Here is a 17,930-nt window from a genome sequence, read left to right as displayed (position 1 = left end):
TCACCGGGAGGTCGGGAACGGCAGGGCGTCCTGGTAGGCGTTCACCGGCTTGGCGACCTTCTCGACGGTGACGCCGTCGAGCGCGGCCGGGGCGGAACTCGTACCCAGGGTTCCGCCCGCGTGCCAGGTCCCGGTGATCGTCACCCAGGTGTTGGCGGCCAGGGCCGGGATGCCGTAGACCCGCACCTTGATGGACTGGGCGTCCGCCGCGCAGCACGAGATCATGATGCGGGTCAGGTCCCAGGAGGTGCTTCCGCTGTCGGGCGTGACGAAGCCGGTCAGCTGGACGGTGCGGCCCTTGATGGTCCCCTTGCGGTCCTGCTGCACACGGGTGGTGAAGTCGGTGAGCGTCATCGGCAGCGGCGAGGTCGCGGGCAGCGGATCGAAGGAGTCCTGCTGGGGGACGGCCTTGGGTGCGGCGCGGGAGGCCGTGTAGGCGCCGAGGGCGGGCGGGGCGTAGAAGAGCAGGCTGAGCGCGGGGAGGAAGAGCAGCCAGGCGACGCGGGGCACCTTGGAGTGGTTGTGGCCCATATGCTCTTCGGCGGGTTCGGTGTGGTCGTGGCCTGTGTGGTCGCCGTCCGTGTCTGGGTTCCGCCGTGACCACGCCTCCGCGATGCCCAGCAGGATCAGCAGGAACCCCGAGACGACGAGCATCGGGCGCATGCTCGGCTTGACGTAGCGCAGGCACAGGTCGGTGAAGAGCGAAGCGTGCAGCAGGCCCAGGCCGCTGAGGACGAGCAGGGCCACCTGGAGGGGGCGTCTCACAGCAGTACGGCTCCGATCAGCGCGCTGGACAGGACCGCGACGACCGTCGTGGCGGCGGAGAAGCGGGCCGCGAAGGCCCGGCCGAACGTGCCGGCCTGGAGGGCGATCAGCTTGAGGTCCACCATGGGGCCGACCACCATGAAAGCCAGCCGGGCGGTGGGGGAGAAGCCCGTGAGCGAGGACGCCACGAACGCGTCGGCCTCCGAGCAGACCGCGAGGATGATCGCGAGCGCGGCCAGGAACAGCACCGACAGCCAGGGCGAACCGGCGAAGGTGTCGAGCACCGAGCGCGGTACGGCGACATTGAAGGTCGCCGCGGCCATGGCCCCGACGACCAGGAACCCACCCGCGTGCAGGAAGTCGTGCTGGAACCCGGTCCGGAACTCCGTCCAGCGACTCCGCCCCGGCTGATGTCCGGTATGCCGCGCGACCGGCCGCAGCCACTCCTCCCGTCCCAGCCAGAGCCACAGCCAGCCCATCACCACGGCGGTGGCGAGCGAGGCGAGCAGCCGGGCCAGCACCATGACCGGACTGGCGGGGAACGCGATCGCGGTGGCGGTCAGCACGACCGGGTTGATCGCGGGCGCCGACAGCAGGAACGCGAACGCGGCGGCCGGGGTCACCCCGCGCCCGATCAGGCTGTTCGCGACCGGCACCGACGCGCACTCGCACCCTGGCAGGACGACCCCCGCGACCCCGGCGACCGGCACCGCGAACGCGGCCCGCTTCGGCAGGATCCGGGTGAACACCCGCGCCGGCACGAACGCGTTGATCGCCCCCGACAGTGCCGTGCCCAGCAGCAGGAAGGGCAGCGCCTGTGTGGTGATGGCGAGACAGACGGTCCGCCAGGCCTGCACGGCCGGCGAGTCCAGCCACCGTCCGACGGAGAAGAGCAGCAGCCCGGGAAGAACGGCCGCCCCCAGCAACAGCAGCGGCCAGGACCGGGGCCACCCCGCCGCCGCGACATCCTCAGCCTCCGCCGCTCTGGGCGGCTCCACTGTCGTCTGCACACGAGCTCCACATGTTCGATGTCCGCGTCGAACATAGCGGGCCCACGCCAACCCTCGACGACCGCCTCCGGCGCGAAGGCGTATCGCAACCTCCTCCTCAATCCCAGTCGACGGCGAAAGCCTGCGCGGGGTTCTCCCGGAGGACGCGCCCCACCAGCTCCTCACCCAGCTCCAGCGCGAGTCGCGGCGCGACTCGCCGCAGCAGATACGGCATCCCCGGACCCCCGTCCACCGAGCGGGCGCCCGCGACCACCGTGTCCCCACCGAGCAGCAGCCGGTCACCGAAACCGGCCTCGGCCAGCGCCCGTACCGCGTCCGGCATCCGCCAGTCCGTGGCGTGATGGGCGCGGGACGGGCCGTCGAACGCGAGATACGCTCCCGTCTCCGCGGCCTGCCGCTGGACCACGAGGTCGGGGGAGCGGTTGAGATGACCGAGGACCACCCGATGCGGCTCGACGCCCAACTCCCCGCACAGCAGGTCGAGTACGTCGAGCACGCCCGTGCCCATCTCCAGGTGGACGGCGATCGGCGCACCCGTCGCCCGGTGGGCCTCGGCCGCCGCGGTCATCGTCCACCGGGCATGCGCGTCGAGGCCATGAAATCCGCCCGCGACCTTGATGATCCCGGCACGGACACCGGACGGCCCGATGCCCTCCGTCAGTTCGGCGACGCAAACCTCGGCCAGTCCGCGGCGCAGGCGCTTCAGCAACTCCGGGCCGTAGTGGGCGGCTTGGTGCAGCCCGGTCGCGCACACCACATGCACACCCGTGTCCCGGGACAGCGAGGGCAGATCGGCGACCCGCCGCCCCATCCCGTACGGCGTCCACTGCACGACACCGCCACCGCCCACCGAACGGAACGCGGCCAACTCGGCCCGCGCGGCCGAGGCGTCCTCCAGTTCCTGGCCGGGCAGTCGAGGACTGCGCAGAAAGAGGTGGTCGTGGGCGTCGCACACCCCCAACTCCCCGGGGTCCACATCCCCCAGCACCGTACGGACGAAGCCGACGCCGCTCCCCGCTACCACTGCCGACCGCGTGGCAACGCGCTCCGCCCGGGCTCCGAAACGTGCAGCACCTGGAACACGTCCCCCTCCGCCTTCGGCCTGTCGTGCTGCTCCCAGAGCGAGAAGTGCACCAGCTCCCAGCGGTGCGGGTCGACGGCCGCCGCAGCGAGCACGGCGCCGTCCTCCTCGGCCAGCCGCCGGGTCTCTGCGACCGCGTCCTCCATGGCCGCGGCCAGTTCCACCCCCTCCGCCATCCGCTGCCGGCTGCGCACGGCGACGGCGGCGGGTGAGCCCGCGGCGCCACCCTCCTCGTAGGCGAGACCGGTCCACTGCCGAACCTCCGGCCGCCCGAAATCGTCGGCGAGCCGCTGGAAGGCGCCGCCCCACAGGAAGCGGTTCATGCCCTCCACCGTGTTCCACAGATAGAACGGCGCGTACTGGTTGACCGGCGAACCGTGCACCCCGCGCTCGCGCACCAGATACGTCTTGAAGCCGAGCCCGTCCCAGTCGTCGAGCAGCTGCCCGACCCGCGCCACCCGCTCCCGGACGATGCCCATGTCGTAGTCGGCGGGCAGGGTGAGTTCGTACTGCATGGCGTGCATCAAGTGCCTCCTCAGGAGGGGTAGTTCGCGGGGTCGACGTGCCCGTGCCAGTCGGCGGTCGTGCCGTCCTCGGCGGCCTCGACGACGGCGAGATGCGTCATGAACGTGCGCGGTCCGGCACCGTGCCAGTGCCATTCGCCCGGTTCGATCCATACGGTGTCGCCCGCGCGGATCGTCTCGACGGCACCGCCCCTGCGCTGCACGAGTCCCTCGCCCTCCGTCACGTACAGCACCTGGCCGTGCGGATGGGTGTGCCACGCGGTGTGCGCGCCGGGCGTGAAGTGAACGCTGAACATCCGTATCCGGGACGGCGGTTCGGGCGCGGCGAGTTCGTCGAGCCACACCGTGCCGGTGAAGTTCTCCGCCGGACCCTGTCGTGTGTCGGGACGCTTCCTGGTGATCTGCACTTGCTCGGACTCCTGTTCAGAGAGTGGACCGGTGCGGGGCGAGAAGGGAGAGCAGCCCCCGGACACCCGCGTCGAACGCGCCAGGCGAACCGGACGCACGGGCCAGGACATACCCGCCCTGCACGGTCGCGAGAATCGCCGCGGCGATCTCCTCGCCGTCCAGCTCCGCCCCGAACTGCCCCTGCTCCTTGCCCTCTTCGACGATTCCGGCGAGCCGCTCACGGATCCAGTCCAGGGTCTCGTCCACCGGCTCGCGCAACTCGGCGCTGGCGATCACGTCCGGGTCCATCGTCAGCCGCCCGACCGGACACCCGCGCAGCACATCGCGCTCGCGCCGCAGATACGCCTCGATCCGCTCGTACGGCGTGCCCGGCCCGTCGAGTACTCGCGCCGCGGTGGCCCGCAACTCCTCGGCCGTCCGCCGGATCGCCGCCAGCGCCAGATCCGGCTTGCCCTTGAAGTGGTGGTACATGCTGCCCTGCCCGGCGCCCGCGCGCTCCAGGATCGCCTTGGGGCTGGTGCCCACGTAGCCGCGCTCCCACAACAACTCGCGGGTGGACTCGATCAACCGCTCCGGGGTGCTCATACAAGGACTGTACATACTAGTAGTTACAGAAGTCGAGGGCTTAAGAAGCAGCCGGAACGAAGCCGCGTACTCCCCGGGAGGTACACACACTGCCGCTGGCCGTACGACGACCCCGACCCCTCCCCGGAGCCAGTCTCGATGCATCACAGGAAGCCCGTCGAGGGCTCAGGACTCCTTGGAGATGAATCGACATGCAGACTCTGGCGAACTGGAACGGTGGCGGCCCCGGCCCGTGGATCCTGTTCTTCCCGCTGATCTGGGCGGCCGTGGTGATCGGCGTGGTGACCGTGCTCCGCCGCACGGCCTGGCGCGGACGCGGAGCCCCCTGGCGCGCCGTGTCCGACCCCCGCCCCACCGGCGACTCGCCCCTCGCGGTCCTCGGCCGCCGCTTCGCCTCCGGCGAGATCGACGAGGACGAGTACTGGCGCCGACTGTCCGTCCTGGACGAGCAGTTCGGCCGCGTCGGCAAGGGCGGCGGCCCGGCATGACCACCGCTACCACCACCCGCACGGCCGCGCGGGTCGTCGACGCCGTCAAGGTGTACGGCGTCGGCGACACCGCCGTTCGTGCCCTGGACGGGGTGAGCGTCGACTTCCCGACCGGCCGCTTCACCGCGATCATGGGCCCCTCGGGCTCCGGCAAATCCACCTTGATGCACTGCGCCGCCGGACTCGACACACTCACCACCGGAGCCGCCTACATCGGCGACACACAACTCGACGCGCTCGACGACCGTCGCCTCACCCTCCTCCGCCGCGACCGAGTCGGTTTCGTCTTCCAGGCCTTCAACCTGATCCCGACCCTGACCGTCGCCGAGAACATCACGCTCCCCCTCGACCTCTCCGGAGCCAGAGGCGACCGCGACTGGATCGACGAGCTCATCGACGTCGTGGGCCTGCGCGACCGCCTCCACCACCGCCCCTCCGAACTCTCCGGCGGCCAGCAGCAACGCGTCGCCGTGGCAAGGGCGTTCGCGGGCCGCCCCGAGGTCGTCTTCGCCGACGAGCCGACCGGCAACCTCGACTCCCGCTCCGGCGGCGAGGTCCTCGGCCTGCTCCGCCGCGCCGTACGCCAGACGGACCGCACGGTCGTCATGGTCACCCACGACCCGGTCGCCGCCGCCCACGCCGACGAGGTCGTCTTCCTCGCCGACGGACGCCTGGTGGACCGTATGGAATCCCCCACGGCCGACAGGGTGTTGGACCGCCTCAAGGCTTTCGAGGTGAGGTCATGAACGCGACCGTACGCCTGAGCATGTCCTCCCTGCGGGCCCACAAGAGGCGCTTCGCAGGTACGTTCCTCGCCGTGTTCCTGGGTGTCGCCTTCCTCGCCGGGACCCTCGTCATGGGCGACACCCTGCGCGCCGACTTCGACACCATGTTCGGCGACGCGACCAGTGGCACGGACGCCGTGGTCCGCAGCGCGGACGCCATCACAACCCCGGGCGAGAGTCAGGGCGTACGGCAGCCGGTAAGCACCTCCCTGACGAAGACCCTCGCCCGGGTACCCGGCGTCGCGGCCGCCGCCCCCAGCATCCAGGGCGCGGGTCAACTGGTCGGCGCCAACGGCAAACCGATCGGCGGCAAGGGCCCGCCCACCCTCGCCGGCAACTGGATCACCGACCCGAAACTCAACCCGTACCGCCTGGCCGAGGGCCGCACGCCCACCGCCACCGGCGAGGTCGTGGTCAACCGGGGCGCCGCGGAGAAGGGCCACTTGAAGATCGGAGACACCACAACACTGCGCACACCCAACCCCGTCAAGGTGAAGATCGTCGGCCTCGCGACCTTCGCAGGCGAGGACGGCATGGCCCAGGTGACCTTCACCGGCATGACCCAGTCGGACGCCGAGAAGTACCTCACCGCCAAGCCCGGCGAGGCATCCAGCATCAGCGTGCGCGCAGGCCCCGGCATAAGCCAGCGCCAACTGGTCGACCGCCTGACTCCCGTACTTCCCAAGGGAGTTGAGGCCATCACGGGCCAGGAGTCGGCGCAGGAGAACACGGACATGATCTCCTCCCAATTCCTGACGATCTTCACCACGTTCCTCCTGGTCTTCTCCGGCATAGCCCTCCTGGTCGCGACCTTCTCCATCCACAACACCTTCGCCATCGTCATCGCCCAACGCACGCGCGAGAACGCCCTGTTGCGAGCCCTGGGCGCCTCCCGCCGCCAGATCACCGCGGCCACAGTCACCGAGGCGAGCGCCGTAGCCGTGGCCGCGTCGACAGCGGGCCTGGCGGGTGGCATCGGCATGGCGGCCGGACTCCAGGCACTGTTCCCGGCAATCGGATTCCCGTTCCCGAGCGGCGACTTGGTGATCCGAACGCTCTCCCTCGCCCTCCCCCTGCTGGTAGGCACAGTCGTCTGCCTGGCCTCCGCCCTCATGCCGGCCGTCCGCGCGGGCCGCACCGCCCCCCTCGCCGCACTCCGCGAGACAGCAGTCGACGAGTCCGGCGCATCCCGCACCCGAGCACTCACCGGAATGACCCTGGCCACCCTCGCGGTAGCAGTAACACTCACGGGCGTACTGGTCTCACCGTCCCTCCTGCTGGCGGGACTTGGGGCGCTACTGGCCCTGATCGCCTTCGTGGTCCTGGGCCCGGTCGCATCCTCCACGGCGGTACGCGTCCTGGGCGCCCCCCTGGACCGACTGCGTGGCATCACGGGCGGTCTGGCCCGCCGCAACGCCCTGCGCAACCCCCGCCGCACGGCCGCCACCGCGAGCGCCCTGATGATCGGCGTAGCCGTCGTATCCCTCTTCACGGTCTTCGGCGCCTCACTGAAGGCCACGATGGACCAGACCGTGTCCCGGTCCTTCGCCGGAGACGTGGCGGTCAGCACCCCCTCCTTCGGCGCGGGCGGCAGCGGACTGAGCCCTCAACTGGCCGGAGCCATAGCCAAGTTGCCCGAGGTGGACACAGCAGTGGGCCTGGGCCGAGGAGTTGCCGAAGTCAACGGCAAGGGAAGGGCGTTGACGGTAACGGATCCCACGGCCCTGGCCCGCACCTTCGACCTGGGAAGGCTCCAGGGCTCCCTGGCGACCCTGGGCACCGACGGCATCGCCATGACACGTACAGAAGCGAACCGCCAACACCTCACCACCGGCAGCAAGGCCCAACTCACCTTCACCGACGGCAAGAAGAAGACCTTCACGGTCCGCGCGGTCTACGGCGAGTCCGAACTCGCGGGCGACTACGTCATCACCCGAGCAGCCTGGGCCCCACACCGCACCCAGGACTCCGACACATTCGTCGCGGTCTCCTTCAAGGACGGAGTGAACACGGCGACGGGCAAGGCCGCCGTCCAGAAGGTCGCCGACCACTACGGCGCCCCACAGGTCCAGACCCGCCACGAATACGCCCAGTCCTCGGCAGGCGGCATAGACATGATGCTGACCCTCGTCTACGCCCTGCTCGCCCTCGCAGTCCTGATCGCCCTGCTCGGCATCGCCAACACCCTGACCCTGGCGATCCACGAACGCACCCGAGAACTGGGCCTGTTGAGGGCCGTGGGCCAGACCCGCCCCCAACTGAGGGCCATGATCCGCTGGGAGTCGGTCCTGGTGGCCGCCTTCGGTACGGTGGGCGGCCTAACCCTCGGCGCCTTCCTGGGCTGGGTCCTGGTCAAGGCCTCGGACGGCGCAAGCGACAGCACCTTCGCCTTCTCCATCCCACCCCAACAACTCCTCCTGGTAGCCCTGGTGGGCCTGACAGCAGGAGCCCTGGCAGGCCTCCGCCCAGCCCGCCGAGCCGCACATCTAGACCCACTCCAAGCCATCGCCACGGAGTAACTCCGGCAAGGGCCCACCCACTTGTTCTGTCCCCACGCGCCGGCCGAGAGGGAGCCGTAGGGGCGCGCCGGTGTCGAGAGGCCCAGCGCGCGGAGGCCGAAGGGCTGAGCACGGTGGGCCTCTCGACACCGGCTTGAGGCGCCCCGAAGGCGACCGAACCAAAAGAGGTGCGCGCACGGTGCCTGTCCGGCACGGGCCCAGCTGCGGGGGTGCCTGTCCAGCACGGGTCCAGCTGCGCGGGTGCCTACCCAGCACCGGCCCACCCGCGCAGGCGCCTACCCAACACAGGCCCACCTGCGCGGGCAACTGCCCGCCCCCCCCCAGCCCCGGCCCAGTCAGCCCCTCAAGCCCCGATGCCCCCCAACCCAAATCACCGCCCGGTCAACCGGCAACGGCCGACCGGGCGGGAGCGTGCTGGGACCGGTGTTCGTCCACCGGAAGTTCGACCTCGCTGACGAACCGGTGTGCGGGCTTCTCCGATCCAACCCCCACCCGACGCGCGGGCCGAGCCGATGCCGGCATAGCCACCACCTCCGTCGGCGCAGGCGCAGGCGCAGGCTCAGGCGCGGCAAGCATGAACCAGACAACCTTCCCGGCATCCCCCTCGGCCCGCACCCCCCAGCTCTCGCTGACCGCCGCCACCATCGCAAGCCCCCGCCCACAAGTGGCGGTGGCCGCGACGTCGGAGATGTCGCCGGCGACCGGGAGCCGGGGATCGTGGTCGTGCACGGAGACGACGAGGTGGTCGAGCAGCAGCTCGATCTCGACGGTGCACGTCTTGTCGGGCTGGGCGTGCCGGTGGACGTTGGTCAGGAGCTCGGTCACACCGAGCGCCGCCCGGTCTATGAGTGGATCGAGATGCCAGTAGCGCAACTGCGCAGATACGATTCTGCGGACCTGACCGATCCGCGACGGCAGGGCTTGGAGCTCTACCGCGCAGTGCCTGCTTGGGTGAGTGATCACGGCTGCGACTCCCCGACGAGAGGCCCGGAAGAACACGGAGTTCGGATCCAGCAGGCTGGTCGAGGGAAATAGGCCGCCTGCTGTTGTGCCCGGCGGCTGGTTCGCAGCGTTATCGCCGGTAAACCCAGAGTGACGTGAGACCAGAGTGACGCAGGGGTGGCGGTCCCGCAACTTGCCGCTGCTCACCGCCGGCTCGCGGCACCGATGAGCTGGTGCTTTCCGTCGCGCGCTCGCTGCACCGGCCGACAGCGGCCCTCGGTGCCCCACGCCCCCAGCCCGCGACGCCCGGCACGGGCCGGTCGCCCGGCACAGACCAGTCGGCTGCCCCACGCCCGGCACAGGCCGGTTGGTCGCCCCCGCGCCCGGCACAGGCCGGTTGGTCGCCCCCGCGCCCGGCACAGGCCGGTTGGATGCCCCCGCGCCCGGCACGGGCTGGTCAGCCACCCCCGCGCCCAGCACGGGCCGGTCAGCCACCCCCGCGCCTGGCACAGGCCAGTCAGCCGCCCCCGCGCCCGGCAGCCTTACGCACAGCCTCGATGAACCGCCGTGCCGCAGGGGGCCCGGGCTGCCCCGGCGCAGGGTCGTGCTCGCCGAGCGTCAGCAGGTACCGATTCCCGTTCAGATCGGCCAGCGCCCGGTCCTCCGGGGCGAACCAGGGCTTCGACGCGCGTACCGCCTGCACCGGCGCGCTGTCGATCTCGCTGCCGTAGCTGGTGAGCAACTCCAGCCTGCCGTCATTGATCCGGACCTGTCCGGCCCGGGTGAGTGACCGCAGCCGCTTCCCGATCCGCACGCCCGTGGCCGTGAACTCCGGCTCCGCCATGCTTCCCCGCCCCCTTGGTCCAGGACATCTCGTGATCCAGTGTGCGCCCCCGTTCAGGACGTTCGTCCCGCTCCGGTGAAGTCTGCCCGCACCGGGCGTCGAGCACCAGTACGCACGACGCGGTCACGGTGAGTACCCGGAGCACTCGCATAAATGCGCCCCCCGCTTCCGCCATGATCGCTCCCCAGGGCAGCCTTTGACCTCCCCAAAGGGATGTTTATGCAGGTGAGAAGCGTGCGGAAGGTGCATATGATCGAGGAGTCGGCCGCGCGACGCGCCGTCGGCGCGAAGCGTAAGGAGCCCTGCCGTGAGCACCACCCCACAGGCCCGGACCGGTGCCACCCTCGATGTCGACCGCAGCGACACCGCCTACCGGAGCTGGCTGAAAGAAGCCGTCCGCAAGGTCCAGGCGGACGCCAACCGCTCCGCCGACACCCACCTCCTCCGTTTCCCGCTGCCCGAACACTGGGGCATCGACCTCTACCTCAAGGACGAGTCGACCCACCCGACGGGCAGCCTCAAGCACCGCCTGGCCCGCTCCCTCTTCCTCTACGGCCTGTGCAATGGCTGGATCCGGCCCGCCCGTCCGGTGATCGAGGCGTCCAGCGGTTCCACCGCCGTCTCCGAGGCGTACTTCGCCAAGCTGATCGGCGTCCCCTTCATCGCGGTCATGCCGCGCACGACCAGCGCCGAGAAGATCCGCCTCATCGAATTCCACGGCGGCCGGTGCCACTTTGTGGACGACTCACGCAAGATGTACGAGGAGTCGGCCGCCCTGGCGGTGGAGACCGGCGGCCACTACATGGACCAGTTCACCTACGCGGAGCGGGCCACGGACTGGCGCGGCAACAACAACATCGCCGAATCCATCTTCCGCCAGCTGGAGTTGGAGCGTTTCCCGGAACCCGCGTGGATCGTCGCCACGGCCGGCACCGGCGGCACGTCGGCGACCCTCGCGCGCTACGTCCACTACACGCAGCGCGACACCCTGGTCTGTGTCGCCGACCCGGAGAACTCCTGCTTCTTCGAGGGCTGGACCACCGGCGATCCGGACGTCACCTGCGACTGCGGCTCCCGTATCGAGGGCATCGGCCGCCCCCGGATGGAACCGAGCTTCGTGCCGGGCGCCGTGGACCGCATGATGAAGGTCCCGGACGCGGCCAGCGTCGCCGCCGTACGAGCCCTGGAACAAGCCATCGGCCGCAAGGCGGGCGGCTCCACCGGAACCGGCCTCTGGAGCGCCCTGAAGATCATCGCCGAGATGGTGGCGGCGGGCCGACAAGGCAGTGTGGTAACCCTGTTGTGCGACCCGGGCGACCGCTACCTGGACAAGTACTACTCGGACACCTGGCTGGCGGAACAGGGCCTGGACATCACGCCGTACAGCGAGGCGATCGCATCGCTGCTGAAGACGGGACTTTGGCCCAACCCCAACTGACGAGCCTCACTTCTCCAACCGCCGATCCAATGCAAGCACCGCCCCCTTGAACGCCCGCCCCAACCCAGGCCGAGCCAACCGCACCCCACCCCGAAACACAGCGTTCCCATCCGCGGCGAACGTCCACTGAACCCGCGTTCCGCCCGCGGCGCCCGGCGTCAACCGCCACTCCTCGACCAGCGCGCGAGCGCCCGGCGCATTGGTCGCGTCGACGCGATAGGCATACGTCTCCGGCGACTTGGCCACCAGCACGCTCTCCTCGAACCGCGTCCCGCCCAGCAGCCGAACCTCACGCCCCGTTCCGTCCGCGGTGGGCCGAGCCGATGTCACCGCCGAGAACCACTCGCTCCAGCCGACCACGTCCTCGGCGAGCGCGTGGAACACCGCCTCGGGCGCCGCGGTGATCTCGCGCGCGAAGACGAGCCGTACGGGGGCGGTCTCGACGAAGTCGATTCCCACCGGGCGCAGACCGTGAGCCATGGTGAAGCCTCCTCTACGCAAAGGTAGTTCGAGGTGGGTGCGGCGCGGCGTCACGATAGCTGACGACCCGTCAGATGTCTTCCTCGTCACCGAGTTCGCCCGCCACCACGAGCCGCCGCAGATGCTCCGAGATGTCCTCACGCGCCTCGGCCGGCAGCCCCGCGTCCGTCACCAGTGTGTCGACCTGCTCCAGCGCGGCGAACGAACTCAGGCCCACCGTCCCCCACTTGGTGTGGTCGGCGACCACCACGACCCGTCGCGCGGACTGCACGAGCCTGCGGTTGGTCTCGGCCTCGGCGAGGTTCGGCGTGGACAGCCCGGCCTCGACCGATATGCCGTGGACGCCGAGGAAGAGCATGTCGAAGTGGAGCGCCGCGATCGCCTGGTCGGCCACCGGACCCACCAGCGAGTCGGAGGGGGTCCGTACCCCACCGGTCAGGACGACCGTCGCCGCGCCCTGCCGCTGCCCCGAGGAGCGCTGCGCCGCGTGGAAGACGTCCGCCACCCGCACCGAGTTGGTGACCACGGTGAGATCGGCGACCTCGAGGAGATGGTGCGCCAGCGCGTACGTCGTCGTACCGCCAGAGAGCGCGATCGCCGTGCCGGGCGCGACCAGTTCCGCCGCGGCCCGCGCGATGTCCTCCTTGGCGGTGAGCTCAAGTCCGGACTTCGCCTCGAAGCCCGGCTCGTGCGTGCTCGCCTCGACGACCGGCACCGCACCGCCGTGCACCTTCTCCAGGACGCCCTGACGGGCCAGCGCGTCGAGGTCGCGGCGGACGGTCATGTCGGACACGCCGAGCTTGCGGGTCAGTTCGTTGACGCGGACGCCACCGCGGCGCCGGACCTCGTCGAGGATCAGGGCGCGCCGCTGCTCCGCGAGGAGGTTCTGATTCTCACTCACGTACGCTCCGGTCCTTTCGCCTCAACCCGTCCGACCGTCCTGCGCACCGGCTCGGAGCAGGACCTTCGTCCCGGCTGCGGTGCGCGGACGTCCCATCCTCGCACGCCCCCGCAAGCACTGCGCCATCGCCTGTCCCGACGCGCACATGCCATCGGGGCCTCACATGTCCCCCCTGTTGTCACACGGACCGGGGAGATTCGGTGACAGGGCGTGTGCGACGCGCCGAAAGGGGCGATCCTGGTGTGCACACGAACACAGTCAGACGGTACGTCACGGGGGATGTGCGAACAGTGGAGCGTGTGCAGGAACATGCCGTCACGAGCGGGGCCGACGAGCCCGCCGTACGGCCCGACCGGACCAACCCAACCGACCCAACCGACCGGCCCGACCGGACCGAACCCGCCCTGGAACTCCTGGTCCACGGAGTCGGCGGCGCCACACCGGAGAAGATGCTCGGCGATCCGCGCACGGTGCGGATCACCGGCGACGACACGGCGGCCGTCTTCCGGCGCACCGCCGACGTCGACGCCGAGTCCAGAACCGCCGACGGCCGCACCGGAGCGATCCGCGAGGCCTACGTCTGGTGCAACCTGACCTCCGGCAACGGCACCCGCGCCCTGTGGCTGTTGCTGCTGCCCTTCATGGTCGTCAACCTCGCGCACTGGATGCGCCCCACCGCCCACGACCGGAAACGGACGGTGCGCTTCTACGGCCTCGTGGTACGGCTCGCGGGACTCACCCTGACCGTGCTGCTCGTGGCGGCGGCCTGCGAGGTCGCCCTCGATCTCGCCGCCTGGCAGTGCGCGGGCACGCGCGCGTGCGCCGAGCGCCACTCCTGGCTGGGCTTCCTGTCGCCCGCCGTCTCGCACGACAGCTGGTGGAGCCGTCCCGGCCGCCGCCTCGCGCTCGCCGCCCTGGTGCCGACCGCGCTGACCGTCCTCCTCTGGTACCTGTCCCGCCGCACCTGGAGCGCGTACGAGTCCCAGCGGCCGATTCCGCGCCGACCCGAGCCCGACGACGAGACCGGCGAGAGCTCGCTGGGCCGCCCCGGCTTCTGGTACGGCCGCCGCCTGGTCGCCCGACTGCGCGCCGCCCACACGGCGGCGGGCCTGCTGACCGTCGCCGCGGCCGTCACCGTCTCGACGGCGGCCTTCGACCGCGGCCCTGACGGATCCCACGCCTCCGCCTCCTTCGGAGTGCTCCTGGAGACGGCGCTCGCCGGTCTCGGCTTCGTCGTGGTCTATGTCGTGTGCCGCCGGGGCCGCAGCGAGAACCGCCTCGACCAGGCACTCGACCGCCGTCTCGTACGGTGGCTGCCGCTGGGCGCACTCCTGCTGCTCGCCCTCGCCCTGCTGTACGCCGCCTGGCCGCGCCCCGGATGGGAGTCCTCGGGGCGGCTGCCCGGAGACGTCGCCTTCGGCGGGATCGCCCTGGTCCAGGGCCTGCTGGTGATCGTCCTCGCGGTCGTCGCCCACCAACTGCACCGCACCCACCCGGACCCGCGCGCCGCGATGCGGGGCCTGGGCGGCCCGGCCGTCGCGATGCTCGCCTGCGCCCTGGGCGGTGTGATGTCCGGCGGGGTGTCCCAGCGGGTCTCCGACTGGCTGGACGGCACCGGCATGTCCATCGCGGGCCCGCCCGTGCTGCTCACCTGGCAGGCCTCGGTGATCCCGCCGCTGCTCCTCGTCGTCCTCGTCCTCTCCGCCGGACTCGGCCACCGCACCTGGCGGCTGCGCCGCACCGAACTGGGCGCGGTGACGCACGACTATCCCGGCGAGCGCCGGGACCACGCCCGCACGGCCCGCATCGCGAGCACGCGCGCGATGGCCGCGCTCACCGACCGCGGCCCCCTCCTCGTCGCCGTCACCTCCACCGCGACCCTCCTCCTGGGCGCCGGAGCGCTCGTCGGCGCCTTCACCACCGACAAGACACCGGAACGCGCCGGTGAGGAGGGACAGGCTTTCGTGCACGGCGCAGCCCAGACCGCACAGGGCCTCGGCTCCTGGCTGATCGGGCTCGGCTTCATCCTCTTCGTCACCTGGGGCAGGCGCGCCTACAAGGACCCCTCCGCGCGGCGCACGATCGGCATCCTGTGGGACGTCGGCACCTTCTGGCCACGTGCCGCCCACCCCTTCGCCCCGCCCTGCTACGCCGAGCGCGCGGTCCCCGACCTGACCTGGCGCATCGCCACCTGGACCCGCGCCACGGGCGGCCGGCTCGTCCTCTCCGGCCACTCCCAGGGCAGCGTCCTGGCGGCAGCCGCGGCCTGGCAGCTCAAACCGGCCCAGCGCAAACGAGTCGCCCTCCTGACCTACGGCTCACCCCTGGAGCGCCTCTACGGCCGCTGGTTCCCCGCCCACTTCGGACCGGCCGCGCTCAGCCGGCTGCACCACGAGGTCGACTGCTGGCGCAATCTGTACCGGCTCACCGACCCCATCGGCGGCCCGGTCCGGCTGACCGGCGACTGCGGCCCCGAGGTGGACCACGGACCCCTCAAGGACCCGCTGGAGTACGGCCGTACCGCCCAACACCCGCTGCCCGCCCCGATCCTGGGCCACTCCGACTACCAGGCCGACCCGGTGTTCGCCGTGGAGCGGGAGCGGCTGCTGGCCCGGCTGCGGCCCGAGGTGCCGCCTCAGGGCAGCTCGGGCAGGTCGTCCGCGTAGAGCAGGGTCAGGTCGTCCGTGCTCGGTTCCTCGACCTGGGCGACCCGGCTCGCGTGCCGCTCCACCATCGCCTCGAAGGTCTGCCGCGCGGTACGGCCGTTGCCGAACGCGGCACCCTTGGGGATCGCGGTGAAGTACTTCGTCAGCCCCTCGGAGGCGCCGTCGGCCAGCCGGTACTCGTGCTCCTCGGCCTGCTGCTCGACGATCCTCAGCAGTTCCTCGGCGTTGTAGTCGCTGAAGGTGATGGTCCGTGAGAAGCGGGACGCCACACCGGGGTTGACGGACAGGAACCGCTCCATCTCGGCCGTGTAGCCCGCGACGATCACCACGACCGCGTCCCGGTGGTCCTCCATCAGTTTCACCAGCGTGTCGATGGCTTCTTTACCGAAGTCGCGGCCCGAGTCCTCCGGGGAGAGCGCGTACGCCTCGTCGATGAACAGCACCCCGCCGCGCGCCTTGTCGAAGGCCTCCTGGGTGCGGATCGCCGTCGAGCCGATGTGCTCGCCGACCAGGTCGACCCGGGACACCTCGACGAGATGCCCCTTCTCCAGGACACCGAGGGAGGCGAGGATCTCGCCGTAGAGCCGGGCGACCGTCGTCTTGCCGGTGCCGGGAGAGCCGGTGAAGACCAGGTGCCGTTTGACGGAGGCCGCCTTGAGGCCGGCCTGCTGGCGACGGCGCCCCACCTCGATCATGTCGATGAGGGAGCGCACCTCGCGCTTGACGCTGTCCAGGCCGACCAGACCGTCGAGTTCACCGAGGACCGCCTTGGAGGTGCGGGACTCCTTGTCGGGTTCCGGCGCGGTGGCCGGGGGTGCCTGCTCGGCGGTGCGCTGGCCGGGGATGACGCCCAGCACACTGGTCGCCTGACTCGCCGTCTCCACGGCCGTCTCATGGGCGGTGGGCTGCTTGAGGCCGCTCTCGTCGCTGGTGCAGTCCTCGACGACGGGTCCGGTGCCGGGCCCCGCGTCCGGTCCGGCGTCCGCGAACTCGTAACCACCGCGCGCGCACCGCTCCGTACGGCACTTCTTGAGCGTCGTACGACAACCGTCTATGACGTGGAAGCCGTAGCCGCCGCTGCTCATCACCCGGCAGCTCTGGAAGGTGCCCCGGCCGCCCGCGGAGACGTAGAAACCTGCTTCGGCGGGGGAGTCGACCGTGCAGCGCTCGATGGTGGGGTCGGCGCCCTTGGTGACGATGACGCCGGTCTGGGTGGCGTCCACCGTGCAGTTGTTCAGGGTGCCGCCGCTGCCGTGGTCGCGGAACCACGCGCCGGTGGCCGCGTCCCGGATCCGGCAGTCGTCGAGCTGGGCGGTCGCGCCGTCGCTCACCGACACGGCCGTGTTGCGGACCTGGGAGATGTCGCTGTCGACGACGTCCGCGCGGGAGCCGCGGTCGAGGACGAACAGGGCGTCCGGCACGTCGTGCACCCGGCAGGAGTCGAGGACCACCGTCGCCCCGTCGCTGACCCACACCGCCGGATAGTCGCCCGTGCTGTCGAAGATCTCGCACTGGTTGGCGTCCACGCGCGTGCCCGGGTCCCACACCGACAGGCCGTTGCGCCCGAACTGACGCACCGTCGTCCGCGTCAGCGTCAGGACCGAGCGGGAGCGCAGGTCGACCGCGTTCTCCGGGATGTCGTGGATACGGCAGTCGGCGAGCGTCAGCACCGCGTCCGTGTCGAGCGTGACGCCGTCCGCGGCCGTACGGTGCACATCGCAGTCGGTGAGGTGCGCGGTGGCGCGGGCGGTGATCTGGACGCCGCTGCCGCGCGTCTCGTAGACCTCGCAACCCACCGCCTCCAGCGAGGAGTTCTCGCCGGTGGCGGACAGCCCCACTCCCGAGGCGTGGTGGACGCGGCAGCGCTCCAGGCGCGGGTGGCCGCCGGCGCGGACCGCGACGCCCGCCTGGCCGGCCGAGACGACCTCGCACTCCTCGAACACCCCGCCACCGCCGTCGAGTACGGCGATCCCGATGCCGGCCGGGTTGTCGACCGTGCAGCGCCGCACGGTGGGGCGGGCGCCGCCGCGCACCTCGATGCCGGACGCGGAGCGCGTGACGATCCGAAGATCCGTCAACTCCGGTGTCCCGTCCTCGACAAGGAGCGCGGGCGCGGCCGAGTCCTGGCCCTCGACATGCAGGTCCTGGACGATCGCCGAGGCGCGCACGGTCAACGGCACGCCGTCCAGGGGTGCGATGCGCACCGAGCCGGGGGAACCCTCAGGGCCGCGCAGGGTCACCGACCGCTGCACGACGAGGTTCTCCCGGTAGGTGCCGGGAGCGACGGTCAGTACGTCGCCCTCGGCCGCGGCCTCCAGGGCGGCGGCGAGCGACGCGTACTCACCTGTGCGGCGCCGCCACCGCGATGTGCCGGTGTGCGTCACCTGGACCGTGCCCTGTGCCATGGCGCTGCTGTGCCCCCACCTCGTGGTACGCGGGTTGATGCCGAAGCCTTCGCCGGTCCACCGTAGCGTGCGTGCGGGCGGTGGGTTGA

The 17,930-nt window shown here is 71.1% G+C and carries 16 protein-coding genes; 5 read left to right on the top strand and 11 right to left on the bottom strand.

Annotated features, from left to right (window positions below; genetic code table 11):
• The 6 genes from ACQHII_RS05215 to ACQHII_RS05190 all read right to left on the bottom strand — a co-directional run bounded on the left by ACQHII_RS05215 (position 1) and on the right by ACQHII_RS05190 (position 4,373).
• On the bottom strand, positions 1-765 hold the full coding sequence (locus tag ACQHII_RS05215) for a TIGR03943 family putative permease subunit (protein WP_427918096.1): 765 nt from the start codon (positions 763-765) through the stop codon (positions 1-3).
• Positions 762-1,775, bottom strand: coding sequence for a permease (locus tag ACQHII_RS05210; RefSeq protein WP_427918095.1), 1,014 nt, complete (start codon positions 1,773-1,775; stop codon positions 762-764). Before ACQHII_RS05210 ends, ACQHII_RS05215 begins: the two co-directional genes overlap by 4 nt.
• A 97-nt stretch (positions 1,776-1,872) precedes the next feature.
• Entirely contained in the window at positions 1,873-2,799 is a 927-nt protein-coding gene (locus ACQHII_RS05205; RefSeq protein WP_427918094.1) for a phosphotriesterase family protein, read from the bottom strand.
• Complete coding sequence (locus ACQHII_RS05200; RefSeq protein ID WP_427918093.1) at positions 2,793-3,380, bottom strand: DUF4865 family protein; 588 nt, start codon at positions 3,378-3,380, stop codon at positions 2,793-2,795. Before ACQHII_RS05200 ends, ACQHII_RS05205 begins: the two co-directional genes overlap by 7 nt.
• 11 nt (positions 3,381-3,391) lie before the next feature.
• A complete protein-coding gene (locus ACQHII_RS05195; RefSeq protein ID WP_427918092.1) occupies positions 3,392-3,787 on the bottom strand; it encodes a (R)-mandelonitrile lyase in 396 nt (131 codons plus the stop codon).
• A gap of 16 nt (positions 3,788-3,803) precedes the next feature.
• Positions 3,804-4,373 carry a TetR/AcrR family transcriptional regulator gene (locus tag ACQHII_RS05190; protein WP_427918091.1) on the bottom strand — a complete coding sequence of 190 codons (570 nt, stop codon included), beginning with the start codon at positions 4,371-4,373 and terminating at the stop codon, positions 3,804-3,806.
• A 191-nt stretch (positions 4,374-4,564) separates the two neighbouring features.
• On the opposite strand from ACQHII_RS05190, the gene ACQHII_RS05185 reads away from it, so the two are divergent.
• From ACQHII_RS05185 to ACQHII_RS05175, 3 genes are read left to right on the top strand one after another with little or no spacing between them, the layout of a single operon-like run.
• Positions 4,565-4,861, top strand: a complete 297-nt coding sequence (locus tag ACQHII_RS05185) for an SHOCT domain-containing protein (RefSeq protein WP_427918090.1) — start codon at positions 4,565-4,567, stop codon at positions 4,859-4,861.
• Positions 4,858-5,607, top strand: coding sequence for an ABC transporter ATP-binding protein (locus ACQHII_RS05180; protein ID WP_427918089.1), 750 nt, complete (start codon positions 4,858-4,860; stop codon positions 5,605-5,607). The genes ACQHII_RS05185 and ACQHII_RS05180 overlap by 4 nt, the downstream gene beginning before the upstream one ends.
• Positions 5,604-8,165, top strand: coding sequence for an ABC transporter permease (locus ACQHII_RS05175; protein WP_427918088.1), 2,562 nt, complete (start codon positions 5,604-5,606; stop codon positions 8,163-8,165). Before ACQHII_RS05180 ends, ACQHII_RS05175 begins: the two co-directional genes overlap by 4 nt.
• A gap of 381 nt (positions 8,166-8,546) precedes the next feature.
• Here ACQHII_RS05175 and ACQHII_RS05170 read toward each other — a convergent pair whose 3' ends face one another.
• Positions 8,547-9,128: an ATP-binding protein gene (locus tag ACQHII_RS05170; RefSeq protein WP_427918087.1), complete on the bottom strand. Its 582-nt coding sequence runs from the start codon at positions 9,126-9,128 to the stop codon at positions 8,547-8,549.
• Between the two features lie 496 nt (positions 9,129-9,624).
• Complete coding sequence (locus tag ACQHII_RS05165; RefSeq protein WP_019075127.1) at positions 9,625-9,951, bottom strand: hypothetical protein; 327 nt, start codon at positions 9,949-9,951, stop codon at positions 9,625-9,627.
• 307 nt (positions 9,952-10,258) lie between these two features.
• Here ACQHII_RS05165 and ACQHII_RS05160 point away from each other — a divergent pair, with 307 nt between their 5' ends.
• Positions 10,259-11,389, top strand: coding sequence for a PLP-dependent cysteine synthase family protein (locus ACQHII_RS05160; RefSeq protein ID WP_427918086.1), 1,131 nt, complete (start codon positions 10,259-10,261; stop codon positions 11,387-11,389).
• Between the two features lie 6 nt (positions 11,390-11,395).
• Here the strand turns inward: ACQHII_RS05160 and ACQHII_RS05155 are convergent, their stop codons facing one another.
• Positions 11,396-11,869, bottom strand: a complete 474-nt coding sequence (locus ACQHII_RS05155) for an SRPBCC family protein (protein WP_427918085.1) — start codon at positions 11,867-11,869, stop codon at positions 11,396-11,398.
• A 70-nt stretch (positions 11,870-11,939) separates the two neighbouring features.
• Complete coding sequence (locus tag ACQHII_RS05150; protein ID WP_427918084.1) at positions 11,940-12,770, bottom strand: DeoR/GlpR family DNA-binding transcription regulator; 831 nt, start codon at positions 12,768-12,770, stop codon at positions 11,940-11,942.
• 290 nt (positions 12,771-13,060) lie between these two features.
• Here ACQHII_RS05150 and ACQHII_RS05145 point away from each other — a divergent pair, with 290 nt between their 5' ends.
• The gene (locus ACQHII_RS05145; protein ID WP_427918083.1) at positions 13,061-15,436 is read left to right on the top strand and encodes a hypothetical protein; all 2,376 of its coding nucleotides are present in this window, start codon (positions 13,061-13,063) and stop codon (positions 15,434-15,436) included.
• Here ACQHII_RS05145 and ACQHII_RS05140 read toward each other — a convergent pair.
• Complete coding sequence (locus ACQHII_RS05140; RefSeq protein ID WP_427918082.1) at positions 15,406-17,841, bottom strand: right-handed parallel beta-helix repeat-containing protein; 2,436 nt, start codon at positions 17,839-17,841, stop codon at positions 15,406-15,408. The genes ACQHII_RS05145 and ACQHII_RS05140 overlap by 31 nt on opposite strands.
• Positions 17,842-17,930: the final 89 nt, after the last annotated feature.

The sequence above is a fragment of the Streptomyces sp. cg40 genome (assembly GCF_050320165.1).
GTDB lineage: Bacteria > Actinomycetota > Actinomycetes > Streptomycetales > Streptomycetaceae > Streptomyces > Streptomyces hokutonensis.
This window is presented reverse-complemented; position numbering and strand designations above follow the sequence as displayed.